General features: G+C 49.2%; 13 protein-coding genes and 2 pseudogenes. 5 read left to right on the top strand and 10 right to left on the bottom strand.

Going from position 1 to position 17,041, the window contains the following annotated elements:
• Positions 1-474: 474 nt before the first annotated feature.
• The 3 genes from DRI82_RS14825 to DRI82_RS14835 all read right to left on the bottom strand — a co-directional run bounded on the left by DRI82_RS14825 (position 475) and on the right by DRI82_RS14835 (position 4,805).
• On the bottom strand, positions 475-1,812 hold the full coding sequence (locus DRI82_RS14825; protein ID WP_114194688.1) for an MmgE/PrpD family protein: 1,338 nt from the start codon (positions 1,810-1,812) through the stop codon (positions 475-477).
• A 79-nt stretch (positions 1,813-1,891) separates the two neighbouring features.
• Positions 1,892-3,283 carry a C4-dicarboxylate transporter DcuC gene (gene dcuC / locus DRI82_RS14830; protein ID WP_114194689.1) on the bottom strand — a complete coding sequence of 464 codons (1,392 nt, stop codon included), beginning with the start codon at positions 3,281-3,283 and terminating at the stop codon, positions 1,892-1,894.
• Positions 3,284-3,614: 331 nt separating this feature from the next.
• Positions 3,615-4,805 (bottom strand): mandelate racemase/muconate lactonizing enzyme family protein, encoded by a 1,191-nt coding sequence (locus DRI82_RS14835; protein ID WP_114194690.1) that lies wholly within the window; start codon positions 4,803-4,805, stop codon positions 3,615-3,617.
• Positions 4,806-5,280: 475 nt separating this feature from the next.
• Between DRI82_RS14835 and DRI82_RS14840 the strand changes: the two genes are divergently transcribed.
• On the top strand, positions 5,281-5,943 hold the full coding sequence (locus DRI82_RS14840) for a GntR family transcriptional regulator (RefSeq protein WP_114194691.1): 663 nt from the start codon (positions 5,281-5,283) through the stop codon (positions 5,941-5,943).
• A gap of 69 nt (positions 5,944-6,012) precedes the next feature.
• Here DRI82_RS14840 and DRI82_RS14845 read toward each other — a convergent pair whose 3' ends face one another.
• The 5 genes and pseudogenes from DRI82_RS14845 to DRI82_RS14870 form a co-directional block, all read right to left on the bottom strand.
• Positions 6,013-6,612: a FumA C-terminus/TtdB family hydratase beta subunit gene (locus DRI82_RS14845; RefSeq protein ID WP_114194692.1), complete on the bottom strand. Its 600-nt coding sequence runs from the start codon at positions 6,610-6,612 to the stop codon at positions 6,013-6,015.
• 2 nt (positions 6,613-6,614) lie between these two features.
• Complete coding sequence (locus tag DRI82_RS14850; RefSeq protein ID WP_114194693.1) at positions 6,615-7,508, bottom strand: fumarate hydratase; 894 nt, start codon at positions 7,506-7,508, stop codon at positions 6,615-6,617.
• A gap of 323 nt (positions 7,509-7,831) precedes the next feature.
• Positions 7,832-8,557 carry a cysteate racemase gene (gene cuyB, locus DRI82_RS14860; RefSeq protein WP_114194694.1) on the bottom strand — a complete coding sequence of 242 codons (726 nt, stop codon included), beginning with the start codon at positions 8,555-8,557 and terminating at the stop codon, positions 7,832-7,834.
• Entirely contained in the window at positions 8,550-9,566 is a 1,017-nt protein-coding gene (gene cuyA / locus DRI82_RS14865; protein ID WP_114194695.1) for a D-cysteate sulfo-lyase, read from the bottom strand. Before cuyA ends, cuyB begins: the two co-directional genes overlap by 8 nt.
• 68 nt (positions 9,567-9,634) lie before the next feature.
• Positions 9,635-10,660 (bottom strand): annotated as a pseudogene (locus DRI82_RS14870) (malate/lactate/ureidoglycolate dehydrogenase).
• 324 nt (positions 10,661-10,984) lie between these two features.
• Between DRI82_RS14870 and DRI82_RS14875 the strand changes: the two are divergent.
• From DRI82_RS14875 to DRI82_RS14890, 4 genes and pseudogenes are all read left to right on the top strand, one after another.
• Entirely contained in the window at positions 10,985-12,025 is a 1,041-nt protein-coding gene (locus DRI82_RS14875) for an ABC transporter substrate-binding protein (RefSeq protein WP_114194696.1), read from the top strand.
• Between the two features lie 60 nt (positions 12,026-12,085).
• Entirely contained in the window at positions 12,086-12,952 is an 867-nt protein-coding gene (locus DRI82_RS14880) for an ABC transporter ATP-binding protein (protein WP_114194697.1), read from the top strand.
• Positions 12,912-13,778 (top strand): ABC transporter permease, encoded by an 867-nt coding sequence (locus DRI82_RS14885; RefSeq protein ID WP_114194698.1) that lies wholly within the window; start codon positions 12,912-12,914, stop codon positions 13,776-13,778. The genes DRI82_RS14880 and DRI82_RS14885 overlap by 41 nt, the downstream gene beginning before the upstream one ends.
• Positions 13,779-13,849: 71 nt before the next feature.
• Positions 13,850-14,937: pseudogene (locus DRI82_RS14890) on the top strand (iron-containing alcohol dehydrogenase family protein).
• Between the two features lie 167 nt (positions 14,938-15,104).
• Here the strand turns inward: DRI82_RS14890 and DRI82_RS14895 are convergent.
• Positions 15,105-16,583, bottom strand: a complete 1,479-nt coding sequence (locus tag DRI82_RS14895; protein ID WP_411704108.1) for an FAD-dependent oxidoreductase — start codon at positions 16,581-16,583, stop codon at positions 15,105-15,107.
• Positions 16,584-16,675: 92 nt separating this feature from the next.
• A complete protein-coding gene (locus DRI82_RS14900; protein WP_114194700.1) occupies positions 16,676-17,026 on the bottom strand; it encodes an FMN-binding protein in 351 nt (116 codons plus the stop codon).
• Positions 17,027-17,041 lie beyond the last annotated feature (15 nt).

Raw genomic sequence — 17,041 nt, forward strand, 5'->3', positions numbered from 1 at the left:
GAAAAAACCTAACCGTATGTTTTGAGCAAATTTTTATACACAATTTATCAGCCACATTGATAACAATTGCGTTTTTGCTGTTTCTGGAGTGTAAGGTGTGCAATTACTCTGAAACGCGATGCCCCTTCGCCAAGATGATCATCTGCGGACAACCAGCCCTGCAAACGCGTATTGGCACAATGTTTGTGCTCACATACGGTTAAAATTTGCCACAAACTTCTGGATCTGTTCAACACATCAAGATCACCTGTTTTGCTACCAATAACTGGGGGGAAGTTATCGGCTATGCCAAAATTAGGATTTTATTGCATAGAGAATCAGTCAAGGTAAGCCGTAAGTAATCAAGAATCACCTACCATATCAATGGAAGGAGGCTTTTTGATATGTGCAGAAACATAACGTTGTGAGCGATCCGATAACCGCAGTTTTAACGGTATCGGATACGCTTTTATGGCAGGAAAATAGGAGGAATATTTAAATTAACCGGAGATAGTCAAGTAACGGTTTAATACCGCTGTTTTGCTCGATATTTTTAATATAAGAAAGAATATCTTCGGATGCTTTCAGATCAATCGCCTTGGCAGCATCGAGAAATTTCTTTTCAAGCATATTAAAATCTACCACATCACGAGCATCAGCGGCGGAGTCCGTGTATTTCTGACCATTATTCATAGTGACGGTAATTGTGGCCTGACGCTTCGGAAACTGTGCCGTTGCCTGTGTAGATTCAGTCACAAAGATCCTCTCAGCAAATGCCCTGACCTCGGGATTATGCAGAATCTCAGGCTTGAACTGTTGCAGGGTGACATTGCCAAACATAATGGCAACAGCCAGGCAGTACGGTATAGAAAACTTGGCCTCATCTTCATTGTCTGTTTTCAGTTTTGCAGTCAGTGCTACCGCAATCCTATAGGTTTCAACCTCAACTTTTACAATCTTTTTATAGTCCAATGAATAGGCTTTGAGCATATCAAAGATAATATCCAGTGGCGAATTGGTATGTCCACAAGAAGCATATACTTTATAGAATGCCGTATCCGAAAGTAACTCTTTTTCATTAAGCCCCTGCAGAATATCAGTATTTATTTCCAGGCTCGTTGCCTTGATAAACCCTTTTTCGTCAGTAATTGCATTATCAGCGCCGGTGAATCCCTGCTGCGCCAGCGACGCAGCATAAATACCATTCTGACACGCATGGCCAATATTCAATGCCTTGGCATGCGTTCCGAATGACACTAACAGACCGCTGGCAAGTGTTGCCACAATGCCTAAAGCGTTATTCGTCTGTTCAGGTGTTAACTTCATTAATGATGCGGCTGTGGCCGTTGCAGCAAATGCGCCACAGGTTCCCGTTGTGTGCCAAAAAGTATAGTGAGAAGGATTAACCGCTCGCCCTAGTCGAATAAAAATATCATAACCAATAATCAATGCCTGCAGAAATTCCTGACTGCTCACATTAAGTTTATCTCCCAGCGCTAACGCGACCGGCAGCGTCACCGAACCGGGATGGCCTATCGCTTTACGGTGGCCGTCGTCCAGTTCAGAAACATGACCGACCATACCATTCACCATTGCTGCATTGGCGGCGGGGTATTTTCCATCCATACCAATAATAATGGCCTCTTCTTGCCCACCCATTCCGGCGAAAAACTGCCGGCCTGTTTCTATCTGAGGATAATTTGCACCGGTAATAGCACACCCCAACCAGTCAATGACCCGATATTTCATATCTGTCACCAGTTTCTGGTCAATCCGCTCATACCGACAGTGAGCAATAAAGGTTGCCAACTCTTGTTGAATCATCTGTTCCATTATTTCCTCCGTAAAAAGCCTGTCCTGCTATTTGAAATATTCAGGCCAGGCTTATCTTGTTCTTAGCTTTCTGCCACCATCACGGAAGTACAACAGTAAAGGTCAGAATAAAGTTAACGATAGCGCACAAGATCAGTTGAATTGCGTTACGTTTCACAATCTGGAATGGCGAAACACCCGCAATCCCGGCTACAGCAACAATTGCCCCCGTAACCGGCGATATCGTGCGGCCAAAGCCGGTCATCGTCTGCAAAGGTAATAACATCGCTGCCGAAGGAACGCCCAGTTTGGCTGCTATACCTGGAATCAGTGCTGCAAACGAAAAGAAGGGTGCATTACCGGATCCCATCAGGAAGGCAACAGCGCCGATAATCAAGCTCATAACGATAATCATGAAGCCAGCGCCCATTCCAGCACCCTCAACGCCGGATATCAGCGAATTTACGGCACCGATGGCAATAAGCCCTTCCCCGAAAACCTGACCGGCAATAATCAATGCCACAACAATTGTCAGTTGTTTACCTAGCCCTTCGAAGAATGATTTCATGCCGTTGAGGACTTCCAGCGCATCACGACGACGGAGGAAATCAAAGGCCATGGCGATTAAGGTGCTCAATACGATGGCTGTTGGTACATCTACGTTGATATTGATACCAAACTGCCCCAGCACCACCGGGTTAAATGACAACAGAATAATTAACGGAATAACTGGCAAAAGCGCATAGATTTTAGGTACGGCAATTTTTTCATCTACCTGCTCTTTATGAAATTGCTCCTGCAAAATAATATCTTGCGGATCCGGTCCTTCACGGCGCTCCCAATAACGTTGTACAAAATAGTGTGAAACCAACATCACAAGGAGTAGCGGGAAATAGATCTTTAACTGCCAGGTGAAGAAATACTCAGCCCATGTAATACCTGAGGTCTTTGCCGCCAACAAACAGTTGGCAGAACCTGGTCCCAAATCGAAAAACCGACTGGAGCCGATGATGGCAACCGCTGTCAAACGGGAAACTCCGGCACGGATCATAACCGGATAGAGTGTCACCATCAGCATCAGGGCCAGTCCGGAGGCACTGGGAATAGCCATACCGATAATCTGGGAGATAATAAATCCCACACAGGCCAGTATATAAGGTGATTTAATATATTTGAGCGGACCGCCAACCACGGAATAGAGCGCTTGTCCGGCGTGTAGCGTGTCCATGTATTTGGAAAACCCGCCCATCGCCATAATGGAAAGTCCTAATCCGCCCAGATTGGAAGACATAATATTCTGAACGACTTGGAAAATATCAAAAAAACCACTGCCCGTTGACTTCTTAATTACCAAACCAGGCCCCAGGTCCAACAAAACAGACATACCTAACAAGAATACACCTGCAATTAATAACACAGCTGTGGCATAACCTTTTCTCGCAATCATCCATGCAACCCAGGCGATGATGACGAGCGAAATTGTTAATCCCATTGTTCTATCCCCCGCGAAGTAGCACACACATGCTGTCAGCGACTTCGTTTATTATTATTGGCTATCAATGAGCGGGAGGAAGCATCAAAATTTGCTGCCCATCTCCCACGGTCAGAATCGTCGCCTCTTGCTTCCTTTCCTCGCGGAACTGGCAAAGCCGGAGATAAAATAGATACGTATCCAAGAATTTGAAAAATAACGGGTGATTGATTTTGCCTATCACTTATTTTTACCCGCGACATAATCAGTATCGTTCTTCTATTTAGTCACACTTGAATTTGTAACCGACTTTACCAGCAGACAACGTCCCTTTAGCTGTTTAACTCCAATGTCACTTAACGGTCTCTTTAGGTGACTCAGCAATGGATTTATCCGTCAGTTCCTGACCAATTCCAGGCAAATCAGGGATCTCATATTTACCGTCTTTCGGCAGGTAATCGTATTTACAAGTATCTCGGTTACCTTCGAGTAGGGCATAACGGTGTAATTCATGAATACCGAAGTTTGGAATTGCACACTCCAGTTGCAGAGAGGCCGCAGTCATAATCGGGCCACCACAAACATGGATCTGGCAGGTTGTGTCGTAAATATGCCCCATGTCGCAAATCTTCTTCGCTTCACTAAAGCCACCACAGGTGCCCAGATCCGGCTGGATTAAATCGATAATATGATCTTCAAAAAACGGTCGGAATCCCCAACGAGTATAGATGCGTTCACCCGCAGCAATCGGAATATTGATATTATCTTTAACTTGTTTAAGCTGTCCGGGATTGAGCGACATCACCGGTTCTTCATAGGCGGAAATACGTAAATCCTCAATCATCCGACCAAAACGGATGGCAGAGGCGGTATCGGTTAATGCATGGGCCTCAACAATAATATCGACGTCATCACCCACGGCCTCCCTGATGGCCTTTAAGCGTTTGTAACCCACCATCAACGCACGGTCAGCAAACACGCCATACAAGTCACGTTTCTTGGCAACGCCCTGTTCATCAATTTCATTAACATCAACTTTTATCGCATCATAACCGTCCGCTACTGCCTTCTCCGCGGCAGCCGCATATTGCTGCGGTGTAGTTAAAACCTCTTTTTTAGCCGCATCGCCCCAGCCGAATTGTATCTGGCTGGCATAGGTCCGGAGCGTATCGCGGCACTTGCCACCGAACAGTTGATAACAGGGTACGTTCAAGGCTTTCCCTTTAATGTCCCATAACGCGATATCTATGGCGCTCATCCCCGCAGAGACAACCGTTCCACCCCCCTGTCCCCAGAAGGTTTTTTTCTGCATTTTGTCCCAGATTTTTTCGGTTTCCATCGGATCCATACCGATAATAATGCTGGCGAGATCCTTAGCCATCCCGAAACCGGCTGAAGCCCCGATGCCATAAGCCATTCCCACTTCACCAAAACCGGATATCCCTTCATCCGTATTGATACGGACAACAATAGGACGCCACTTGGAAACCGCTGATTGCAAAGGATTTTTCACATCAATAATATCAACGCTGACAATCTTCATTTTTGCTTCCTTTTGAATAAAAAAACACCTTGGGACGGTGATAACTGGCGGGCATAGCTCGACACGCCTACCTTGCTAAATCATATATCATATATCATATATCATATATAATATATCATTGGTTGCAGCAAACCTATTTTGCATAGGAACCGAAGATCTCTGCTTAAATGTGATGAATGTCAGATCTGAGGATTTAAAGAAGAAACGGAAACAACAGGAAATGGGATCGACAGCGCAGTGGTGTTAGCGGCATAGGTTATGTGACGCCCCCTATGCGGTATTCGGCTGAGGATGGAGAATTATGGGTCCAACATGACAAAGTCTTTCAAGCCGCGAAGGCAGCGAACCGAGACGTTGCTCACGGCAGACGCGAAACTGGCAACGGCGGACTACTATTTAGTCCACTTATTTAGTAGAATTGATCGCTAAATCCGTAAGTTTTTCTTCCGTAATTTGAATTTGGTTCTTTATAACAATGATGACGAAAACAAAAGCAAAGATGATTTACGACGATTTGAAGCACAGGATTCTGTCCGGGGAGTTAAAAGCGGATACTCGTCTGGTTATTCATCAATTAGCCATTTCTTATGATAGTAGCGATATTCCCGTTCGTGAGGCGTTGAAGGAACTGGCGGCTGAAGATTTGATTGAAATGAGCCCACATAAAGGTTCTCGCGTTAAGAAACTGTCGATCAAAGAAATGCAAGACATGCTGGAAATCAGAATAAATCTTGAACCTTTGGCGGCACGTCTGGCGGCGGAGAATTCTACACCTGAGCTAATTACTGCGTTGGAAGCGGTGTTGAGAAAAAGTGAGGAAATGGCTAAACACAAGAGCTACTCCGAATATTCCAACGCTAACCGGGAGTTTCACCAGCTTATCGTTGAAGCCAGTGATAATCTTTACCTTAAAAAAATTCTTAGTGAGTTATTAGGCAATGAACGCCGCACAAAGACGATCTTTGATCTTTTCCCGGAAGTGGTGACAATCTCATTAAAAGAACACCGGCAGATGATTCGCCTGATTGAAGAGAAAAAAGGGCAAGAAATAGCAGAGTTAATGTTAATGCATAAAGCGCGTTCTTATGAAAAACTACAAAATTACTTTGCTAAATTAATTAATGAAAGTGGTGAATAACCCCCCTGCTTTTATTGGCTTCCAGCGTGAAAATACCGGCAGATCTGCCGGTATTTGTGGCGATTACTCTCAGGTATTTTTCTCTTCTATGATGTGGGTAGCTATTTCACGAGCATGTTTTTTCACTTCGTCATAGCGGCTGTTACCTTTGCAATCCATGGTGACGATAAAGGGGCCGAACCTTTGAGCCTCCAGAACCCACATCGCTTCCGGCATACCATTTTCCAACCAGTAAACGGCTTTAACCGCTTTAATCCCAGTTGCCAGCACCACGGCGCAACCGGGGGCGGCCTGGAGATAAGCCTGCCTATATTTTCTGAAGGCTTCCAGACTGCCAGTGCTCATCCCACCTTTACCAATGATCAGTTTCACTCCCAGCTTACCAACAAATTCTGCATGGGGCTCCATCCGGATCGATGTAGTCGGACCGATGACGCGTAATTGCCAGTTATCATCGGCATCTTTAACCATGACAGGGCCCGCATGAAAGATCACGCCACCTGCCATCGGTTGCGGCAGATTTTCCCCATTTTCTACCAGCTCCCTCATCTGCAAGTGAGCCATATCCCGGGCTGTGCATACGGTGCCGTTTAAATATATAGCATCACCTATTTCCAGCTGTTCCACGTCATTATCATTTAAAGGCAGGGTCAGTTCATACGTAGCCATTTTTATTCCTCCACCTGAAACAGGGATTCCCGGCGTCCATCGGGGTAGATACGAATACCGAAACGACGTGCCACCCAGCAATGGAAGTTGATGGTGACTGGACAAATGGCAGTATGGGTCGCTGCATAAGCCATTTTTACTGCCAGCGAGGTGGTTCTACCACCAATACCCGCCGGCCCTACTCCCAGCTTATTGATGTCTTCCAGCAGTTCCTGTTCCAGATCGTCTAGCAGGCTATCTGGATTATGATCAAGCCAGTTACGGGTACTGATGGCTTCACGACTGAGTTTAGCGCTGATATCCATCTGCCCCCCAAGACCGATACCAATAGCCGAAGGTGGACAGGGGAAACCACCGGCATTAATGACGGTATCCAACACTAATTGTTTGAGACCACTGTAGTTTTTTCCTAGCGTAGCCGGTGTCAATATTTTAGAGACATTACCTAACTCGGCACCACAGCCTTTGGCACTCATGATTATTTCGACGAATTTCTGATCGGGTACATACCGAAGTTCGATATTGGGTACACCCAACCCTGTACTATCCCCTGGATTAATACGTGTAAGGGGATGAACAATGCTAGGGCGGATTAAACCTTCATGAGTAGCTTGAGTTAACGCCCTGGGCAGATAACTCAATAGTGGCCCCATATCAAAAGATTCACCGAAGCGGATCCAAACCGTTGGAAAACCAGGAGATTGACAGACAGGTTTATCGAGCCGACCAGCCTGAGCAACGTTTTCGATCATCGTTTCCAGCATGACCTTTGCTTCCTGGTGAGTTTCTTGTAGAGCAGCCTTCCTTATCAGATAGAGAGCATCTGGTGAGATGGTAGTACAAGCCTGGTGGAGAAGGTCATAAACATCTTCGTAGGTTATTCCCAAATCTTTCATTTGCTGATCCTTACTATTTTTATTGCGTCCTCGCAAATCATATATAATATATAATATATGAAATTGCAAAGCAAAATTCTATCCATAGCAGGAAGAGTTAACAGCGTGAGATTCAGGGCACTGTTGCAGATAGGTTCCAGCACTGAGTTCCCTCTCAGCAGTCATTCACAGACCGAAGACCTTGATTTGCACCGTTCCCTTTGCACATACTCTGCCTGGAGGCAGGTATTACTTCGTCACGTCAAAGGAAAAGGCGCAAAGGGAAGATGTGCAGGCGTTGAAATGCTGGATTCTGGAGAGCATGGCTCTCCAGTGAATAAGATTTATGCAGTATATGAATTGCCGTTGCCCTGCCACAGATCCACACAAGCCTGTGCCAGCGCCTGCGTCGGGTCGATAGCTATCGACAGAAACGGTGAGTTAACGGCGTTGAGCGCTGGCGGTACTTCGGTGCAGGCCAGCACCAATTTCTCCGCACCGCGCTCGATCAGGGCGGCAGATAACCGCTCTAACAGCGCCCCGCCTTTTTCCAGTTCCCCGCGTTTAACCGCATAGCAGCCCGGCACAAACCAGTCATCCATTTCTGCTTCATTCGGCAACAGCGCGGTAATCCCAAGCGCAGAAAGCCGCTGTTGAAACCAGCCTGCTGCAAGGGTGCCGTGAGTGGCAATCAGACCGATCTTCGCTGGACGGGGTGACGTAGCAACCAGCGGCGCAATTGTGGCATCTGCAATATGCAATAGTCTGGCCTCGCTGGCGGCAGCCAACTGCGGGTACCAGTGATGGGCGGTATTGCAGGGAATGGCAATATGACTGACCGCCAAACAATTCAACTGCGTTATCGCATGCAGGAGCTGTGGCAACGGGGATTCCCCCGTTCCCGCCAGCGCTTTCTGCCGGTCAGGAATCTGCGGCACGTTCCATGTCACGACCGGCAAATGATCCTGATCGCGTGAAGCGGGAGTCAGGCCGATTATTTTTTGCTGCAAATCGACCGTCGCCAGCGGTCCCATTCCCCCCAAAATACCGAGCAGGAAAGTATTACTCATGTTTGGCCTGCTGCTGCAAAAGCTCACGATAGCCAAATAATCCCGCGGAACCGCCGGTATGGATGAAGACAATATTGTCATCTTTGCGAAAGTGCCCCTGACGGATCAGTCCGATGAGCCCGGCCATGCCTTTGCCGGTATAAACCGGGTCAAGTAAAATGCCTTCTAACTGAGCCAATAACGTTAACGCCTCAAGGGTACCTTCCGTTGGCAAGCCGTAACCGGCACCGACATAGCCACTGTTTGCCACCACAGTGGCGCGTGACAACTCCCCATGAATCCCGAGGAGCTCGCGGGTACGCTGGGCCAGCGCATAGACATTTTCTTCCTGCTTTTCTTTTGCGGCGCGCACGCTAATCCCCAAAACAGGAATACCGCTGTTGCTGGCGGTGAGTCCTGCAACCAGACCCGCCTGGGTGCCGGTACTGCCCGTCGCGTGCACCACGTGGTCAATGCGCAGTTGCTGCTGGGTGGACTGATAAAGGAGCTCTTCGGCACAGGCCACATATCCCAATGCGCCAATTGCGTTAGATCCGCCGCCGGGGATCACATAGGGTTTGTGCCCCTTGGCCCGCAATGTCTCGGCCAAATGTTCCATTGCCTGCTGCATATCGGTTCCGGCTGGCAAATGATCGACAATTACGCCGCCCAGCAAGTTATCAAGCAGCACATTCCCCGACCGCTGGTAATCGTCACCAAAGTCGCTGACGCGTTTTTCCAGCAGCACCTGCGTTTTCAGTCCCAATTTGGCCGCACCAGCAATAGTCTGCCGCACATGATTCGACTGGGTCGCACCTTGGGTAATCACGATATCGGCGCCCTGTTGTAGGGCATCAGCCAATAAAAACTCCAGCTTACGCGTCTTGTTGCCGCCGGTTGCCAGCCCGGTGCAATCGTCACGTTTGATATAGAGATTCGGTCCCCCAAGAAAGCGGGAAAGGTTTAACAAGGGCTCAAGCGGTGTGGGGAAATGACCAAGGGAAACGCGTGGAAACCGGGCTAAATGCATGATGATTCCTTATTTAAAATGAAAGGTTTGTTTTCTAATAATGCTTATTGGGAAAGTGCCGTTTCCCGTTAACTCACCGCTGCCGTTTGCAATTCGGATAATTGCCGCCAACTGACGTTATCAATGAAAATACCATCAGCCAGTCGCTGGCGATAATTTTTTTGTTCCCATTCTCCGGGGAGCAATAAATTATGTTCAGGATGAGAACTGCGCACCCAGTCGAGCAGTGCTGGAATTTCCTGCTAATAGTGCTGCGCCCCACCCATTCGTTCAGGATCAATCAATATTGATAACATATTATTGATAATGCGCTGTTTTCCAGGATCACCCTTGCGTTCAGTATTGCCGCCGGTTAATGCGGCACCCAACAGGGAACAGATTATCGCCAGTCCTGAGCCTTTGTGTTCGCCAAACGCCCGCAATGCGCCGAAGGGTTCTTCCATCAGAAAGCGCGGCTCTACCGTGGCATCTCCGCGATCGTCAACCGCACAACCGGGCTCCAGTTGTCGTCCTTCATTCCAGGCGATACGCGCTTTGTTCCCTGCGATCACGCTGGTAGCGAAATCAAGGACGATGGGCTCACCGTGCAATTGCGGGATACCGGCACAGAAAGGATTGGTGCCCAGCCGTGCCGATTGCCCTTGCCAGGGAATGACATTGGCGCGGTTATTCACATTGGCAAAGTGCAGTGAGACCAGCCCTGCCGCCGCGGCCTGCTCTGCCCAGGCACCGATGCGGCCAAGATGATGGGCGTTTGCCAGACTCACTACCGCAACGCCGTATTGCTGCGCTCGCTCAATACCCAACGCCATAGCCTGTTGCCCGAGTATCTGGCCGAAGCCATGCTGACCATCCAGTGAGATCAGGGCGCCAAAGTCTGCGGTGATTTTCACACCTGCCGCGGGGTCCAATCCCCCCTCGCGAATCGCTGAAATATAGCGTGGCAACATGCTGACGCCGTGGGAGTCATGCCCTTTGAGGCTGGCTTCCACCAGATTATTGGCTACCTGGGTTGCTGTTACTGAGTCTACGGATATATCGGCAAGCCGGTCGTGTAAATATTGACGTAGAAACTGATGGCTGAATATAGGCATTGTTTGACTCGAAAACAATTATGGAATAAGCAAAAATATAACGCCAATCGGCTAAATATCTATAGACATAATATTGATAACGATAGAAAGAAAATAGCTATTACATGTTGGTAGTTACGTTAATGTTAATCCATTTAAATATTACTTCCTCTCTATAATACCCGTTATAGCTTATTCCAAAAAATGATTTACCAATATTATCGTTATGCACATAGGATGCCCTGACTTGATGTTTTTTATTTAATTATCCCATCAGAGTAGTGCAATAGAGCAGTACATGATGGGCTTATTCGGTCATGCAAGCATGAGAGAGGCAGAAAAATAATGGATAATTCACTGGGAAATAAGCGTTTAAAAAAATTCGCCACGCTATTTACTGCATTTGCTACAACGACCACAGCTTGCCTTGCCCTGGGTACCGTTAGCGCTCATGCGGAAGGATCTATCAGCATTGCGCAGCAATTTGGCATTGGTTATCTGATCCTCGATGTCGTGCGCGATCAGCATCTGATAGAGAAGCATGGCAAAGAGCAAGGGCTGGATATCAACGTCGAGTGGCGCACAATTTCCGGGGCGACGGCAATGAATGAAGCGCTGCTTTCTGGTGCGCTTGATGTCGCGTCGGCGGGCGTTCCGCCAATGCTTACCGTCTGGGATCGCACCCGTGGACGTCAGAATGTGAAGGCGATTGCCTCACTGGGCTCGATGCCAAATTATCTGCTCAGCAACAATCCTGCGGTAAAAACCGTCAGCGACCTGAGTGAAAAAGATCGTATTGCCGTGCCTGCGGCAGGCGTTGGTTTTCAGTCCCGCACGCTGCAAATTGAAACTGCCAGGCTTTACGGCAACGCCGATTACAAACGCTTCGACACTATTTCTGTCAGTTTGCCCCATCCCGATGCCAGTACCGCCTTAATTGCCGGTGGCTCTGAAATCTCCGCCCATTTCTCCAGCCCACCTTTCCAATATCAGGCACTGGAGCATGCCAATGTGCATAAGATTCTCAGTTCGTATGACGTGCTGGGCGGGCCTGCAACATTCAATGTGCTCTACGCCACGCAAAAATTTCATGACGATAACCCTAAAACCTATCGCGCTTTCTATGATGCGCTGGCCGAAGCCTCGCAAATAGTTAAAGCCAATAAAGCCGCGGCGGCTGAAACCTATATTCGGGTTGAAAAATCCCGCCTGTCGCCCGAGTTGGTGAAGAAAATCGTCGAAGATCCGGAAATCGACTTCACCATCATTCCGCAGCGAACCTTCGTGTACGCCGAAAAATTACAGCAGTTAGGCGTTTTAAAAAACAAAGCAGACTCGTGGCAGGACTATTTCTTCGCTGAAGCCCATACGGATTCCGGTAGCTGATCGACCGTTATCCGATTTTGGCCTGAACCGCGATATTTTCCCCGCTATGCAGGAGAGAGCATGAACCGCATCGTTAATGAAATCTCACCACAACCGCTGTTGCAGGTTGATGGGGTGGGACTGGAGTATCGTACCCGGCAAAAACGGGTACGCGCCACGCATGATGTCAGTTTTGACGTCTATCCTGCCGATCGCTTTGTTCTGCTGGGGCCGTCTGGCTGTGGCAAGTCCAGCCTGCTTAAATCGATTGGCGGTTTTTTGTCGCCGGTTGACGGAGAAATTCGCCTTGAGGGTCAAGCTGTCGTAGAGCCGGGACCGGATCGCATGATGGTGTTTCAGGAATTTGATCAACTGCCGCCGTGGAAAACCGTCTTGGAAAATACGTTATTCCCGCTGGTGGCAAGTCGTCAGGCCACCCGCAAACAAGCGCGCGAACGGGCGCTGCACTATCTCGATAAAGTCGGGCTTGCAGGATTTGCCGATGCCTACCCGCATATGCTGTCCGGCGGAATGAAGCAGCGGGTCGCGATTGCCCGTGCGCTGGCGATGCAGCCCAAAGTGCTGCTGATGGATGAGCCCTTTGCCGCACTCGATGCGCTGACGCGCCGCAAAATGCAAGAGGAACTGCTGGAACTGTGGGAGGAGATCCGTTTTACGTTGCTGTTTGTCACCCATTCCATTGAGGAAGCGCTGGTGGTGGGCAGCCGGATATTGCTGCTGTCGCCCCATCCCGGACGGGTTTGCGCTGAAATGAACAGCCACCAGTTTTCTCTGGCCGACTATGGCAGCGAGGAGTTCCAGATTGCGGCGCAGCGTATCCATCACCAACTGTTCCCCACTGAGCAACCGCAAGCCCCTTTTTCGATTTCGTCTCAAGGTAAACAAAATGAGCATACAGCCCCCCATCCGCTGCGAATATCAGCGTGAATTGACCCCGCTGCAGGACGTGACGCTGACACAACCGCTACCAATAATGACCCGTATGTGGAATCAACAGTGGCTGCGCAAATTGACGATATTGCTGGTGTTACTGATTTTGTGGGAGTTGGCGGCACGCTGGCAAGACAATGATCTGATGCTGCCTGGGTTTTTGCAGACGCTACGGGCGTTTTGCCAGGATATGGCCAGCGGTGAACTACCCGCCAAGGTGGTCATTTCACTCGGCACGCTCCTCAAGGGTTATGCCATTGGCAGTGTGTTGGCGCTTGGGCTGAGTGCCCTGGCGGTTTCGACCCGTTTCGGGCGCGACCTGCTCAACATTCTGACCTCGATGTTTAATCCACTGCCTGCGATCGCCCTGCTGCCTCTGGCGCTGTTGTGGTTCGGGCTGGGGGAAAAGAGTCTGGTTTTCGTGCTGATCCATTCCGTGATGTGGCCGATGGCGCTGAATACCTATGCCGGGTTTTTAGGCGTCTCTGACACATTGCGCATGGCTGGCCGTAACTACGGACTGCGCGGTGGGCGCTATGTGGCCCACATTCTTATCCCGGCGGCGCTGCCGTCGATTCTCTCCGGCCTGAAAATAGGCTGGGCCTTTGCCTGGCGCACCCTGATTGCAGCAGAACTGGTGTTTGGCGCGTCCAGCGGTCAGGGCGGGCTTGGCTGGTATATCTTCCAAAACCGTAACGAGCTGTATACCGATCGGGTATTTGCAGGTCTGGCGACGGTGATCGTTATCGGTTTACTGGTCGAGGGTCTCATTTTCGCCAGTATCGAGAAATTGACCGTCAAACGCTGGGGTATGCAGCGTTGATCGGACAGGCACGTTGATTGAACTTGCACGTTGATCGCAATGGTGCGGATACTCAATAAGAGGAGTTGGTTATGCTGGCGATTAAAACCCCACAAAATTACCTGAATCAGGACGGTGTTATTGAAAAAGTCGGGGAGTTTATTGCCCCACTGGCGCAGAAGGTACTGATTGTCACCAGCCCACGCGCCTGGCAGGCAGTGGGTGAATCTGTGACCACCAGCCTGCAACAACACTCCATCGCGTTTCGCCTGAGCTTTTTACCGGGAGAATGCAGCCGCGATGCGGTCGATACACTTGCGGCACAGGCGCTGCAACAGGAGGCCGAGCTTATTCTCGGGATCGGCGGTGGCCGGGTGTTGGACAGCGCCAAAGCCGTTGGAGAAACACTCGGGCAGTTGCCGGTAATTACTGTCCCGACGATTGCCGCGACCTGTGCCGCCTGGTCACCCATCAGCGTTCTCTACGATGACACCGGAACGCACCTCGGCCCGCTACCCTTGGCTCGCCTGCCGGTCTGGGTGCTGGTCGATAGTGCAGCGATCGCCAAACGCCGTCGCGCTATCTCAATGCAGGTATCGTTGATGCGTTGGCTAAATGGTATGAATTCCTGCCCTACTTGCGTAATGGCGATGATGGATTGGCGCTGCTGTTAAAATCACAAGCTGCAAAGCTGGCACTGGATACTTTTAAGACCTATGGACAACAGGCAATCGCTGACAATCAACGTCAGCAGGTCAGCGTGGCACTGCGCAAGGTGATCGATGCCGTTATTGCTCTGGCCGGGTTGGCGAATAGCATGGCTGACGAGGTACCGCGCATCGGCATCGCCCACGCGATTCATAACAGCATGACCCGTTTGCCGGAACTTCATGACTGGTTGCACGGTGAGAAAGTCGGTTTCGGGCTGGCGGCGCAAACATTTATCGAGCATGAGCGGGCAGCCGATCGCGATGAATTGCTGTCGCTGCTGCGACAATTTAACAGCCCGCTAACGCTGCACGCTCTCGGGATCGCAGATCAACATGAACAGGTGAAAAAGATTGCAGAAGGCGTAAACATTGCGCCGCATATTGCCGCACGGCTTCCGTTTTCGCTCTCTGTGCAACGGATAGAACAGGCGTTGCGGGCTACACAGGGCTTACAGGCAGCCAATGCATAATGGTTTAATGTAAAACGGTTTAATACAAAATAAGGGGATGTTTGAGAAATGAATAACATCGTCACACAGCGATAAATATCTCAATATCAATTCTGACAACTACCCGCCCAAGCACGGGTAGTTGCCAGTTCAGAACGACTAATCAGCAGGTCTATTTGTTCGCACTACTATTTGTTGGCACTAATATATTGCAATGCATTTTCACCCGCGATACGACCTGAGTTCAGCGCAAAACCAAAAGTTCCGCCGCCCAACAGCAAATCATAGGTATCGCCATACATGCCACCGGCGTCATTACCTACAACATATAATCCGGGAACCGGATCGCCAGACTTGTTGATTGCCTGCATTTTCTCATCGATTTTCACTCCGCCGAGCGTACCCAATGCCGCAGGACGCATGCTGACCGCATAGAAAGGCCCCGTTTTCACTGCACGGATGTATTCCATGTTTTTATTGAAAACGTCATCCCGCTTCTGCGTTGCAAAATGATTGTTCTGCTCAATGGTCGCTTTGAGCGTAGCCGGATCCATGCCCATCTCTTTTGCCAATCCATCGATGGTGTCAGATTTAAAGACGAATCCACGATTCTTGGCCTGCTCTTTTTCAAACTCACCGTCGAATTTAGTCAATTTGGTTTGAGCCAGCACCCACTCGCCAATCGGCACATCAATACCCGCATTGATATAATGCTTTTTAGTGTCTTCATCAAAAATGGAGTACATCACTCCCCCTATTTTTGATAAGGCATTACCAGAGTGAGGCCAGATAATAACGTTGGATTCATCAGTAAACCGATGACCCTTATTATCCACCCACAAGTAAGGTTGACGGGCCGCGGCCAGCAGATGAGAGTTGGTGGCATAACCAGGAAGTCCCGGACGGTAAGCCTGCAATACGCCCATGCCGTCTTCACTTGCACCGGCTTTCCAGGCCATTTTTATCCCATCGCCATCTTTACCGACGTTGCCCACCATGATCGTATCCGGGAAAGAGACGTATTTTTCCAACATCTCTTTATTATTCGCATAGCCACCGGTAGCGACAATAACCGCTTTACTTTCATAGGTGATTTCTTTGCCGTCGCTGTCGATAGCCTTAACGCCAACGACCTTGCCGTCTTTCATGACCAGATCTTTACCGGCAACTTTGACATAGGTAGTCACACCCATCGTTTTAAAGTGCTCATGGAACGTTTTGATTAAATGGCGGCCATGCCCAGGTCCATCAATGACGTGCCACGTCAGCATGCCACCCGGTCCACCTGGGCCGATATATTCGAACGCGATCCCTTTTGATTTAACCCACTCAATGGTATCGGCAGACTTATCAACGAATGCGCGAACAACGAAAGGATTCGCCAACCAATGGCTGTAATCCATAATGGTTTTGAATGCCATATCAGGTGTGACAATAATTCCCTGACGTTTTTGCATGGAGCTATTGGCGGCGAAAATGCCCTCGGCAAAATTGCCCGTACCACCAACGATCGGTTGTTTCTCGAGTAAGATAACTTTTGCCCCTTTCTCGGCGGCAGCCATGGTTGCCGCTGTACCTGACGCCCCGGCACCAATAACAATGATGTCAGCGCTGGTGACTTTTTCTTCCGCGGGTGCCGTTGCCGCATGGGACAGAGGTAAATTAATGCATGTCAGACAGGCTATCGTCAGAAGACTGCTTTTAAATTTTTTCACGTATAACTCCTTGTAGTGAATATATTTTCTAAGATGATTATTATTTATTGGGCTTTGGCATCGGAATACGCCTTGTCTGCGGCTTCTAAAATAGCTTCACTGGTCATGGTTGCGCCGCTCCAACCATCCACCACTACGCTTTGTTTCTCGACGATCGTTTTGGCCAGAGCAATTGCCGCCTCACCACCCAGTTCGGGCGTTTCATCTGGAGCGTCAATTTTCGCGGCCTTGATCGCACCGTTTTCATCAATATCCAATGTGACGGTGACATCCCCTCCAAGCCCCTGCCCCACCGCTGAGTAACTTCCTGCTTTGAAGGCCTCTGCATAAGAGGCATTGAAAGAAGAAATGGCAAAAATCAAACCTGCACCTACCACATTTATAAAGCTCGACATTATTCAGTTCCTTTT

The sequence above is a fragment of the Edaphovirga cremea genome (assembly GCF_003332275.1).
GTDB classification, from domain to species: Bacteria; Pseudomonadota; Gammaproteobacteria; order Enterobacterales; family Enterobacteriaceae; genus Edaphovirga; species Edaphovirga cremea.

Excerpts from the sequence above, each read along its gene's own strand:
- DRI82_RS14825 (WP_114194688.1), bottom strand. The coding sequence starts at position 1,812 with ATGGAACAGATGATTCAACAAGAGTTGGCAACCTTTATTGCTCACTGT.
- dcuC (WP_114194689.1), bottom strand. The coding sequence starts at position 3,283 with ATGGGATTAACAATTTCGCTCGTCATCATCGCCTGGGTTGCATGGATG.
- DRI82_RS14835 (WP_114194690.1), bottom strand. The coding sequence starts at position 4,805 with ATGAAGATTGTCAGCGTTGATATTATTGATGTGAAAAATCCTTTGCAA.
- DRI82_RS14840 (WP_114194691.1), top strand. The coding sequence starts at position 5,281 with ATGATGACGAAAACAAAAGCAAAGATGATTTACGACGATTTGAAGCAC.
- DRI82_RS14845 (WP_114194692.1), bottom strand. The coding sequence starts at position 6,612 with ATGGCTACGTATGAACTGACCCTGCCTTTAAATGATAATGACGTGGAA.
- DRI82_RS14850 (WP_114194693.1), bottom strand. The coding sequence starts at position 7,508 with ATGAAAGATTTGGGAATAACCTACGAAGATGTTTATGACCTTCTCCAC.
- cuyB (WP_114194694.1), bottom strand. The coding sequence starts at position 8,557 with ATGAGTAATACTTTCCTGCTCGGTATTTTGGGGGGAATGGGACCGCTG.
- cuyA (WP_114194695.1), bottom strand. The coding sequence starts at position 9,566 with ATGCATTTAGCCCGGTTTCCACGCGTTTCCCTTGGTCATTTCCCCACA.
- DRI82_RS14875 (WP_114194696.1), top strand. The coding sequence starts at position 10,985 with ATGGATAATTCACTGGGAAATAAGCGTTTAAAAAAATTCGCCACGCTA.
- DRI82_RS14880 (WP_114194697.1), top strand. The coding sequence starts at position 12,086 with ATGAACCGCATCGTTAATGAAATCTCACCACAACCGCTGTTGCAGGTT.
- DRI82_RS14885 (WP_114194698.1), top strand. The coding sequence starts at position 12,912 with ATGAGCATACAGCCCCCCATCCGCTGCGAATATCAGCGTGAATTGACC.
- DRI82_RS14900 (WP_114194700.1), bottom strand. The coding sequence starts at position 17,026 with ATGTCGAGCTTTATAAATGTGGTAGGTGCAGGTTTGATTTTTGCCATT.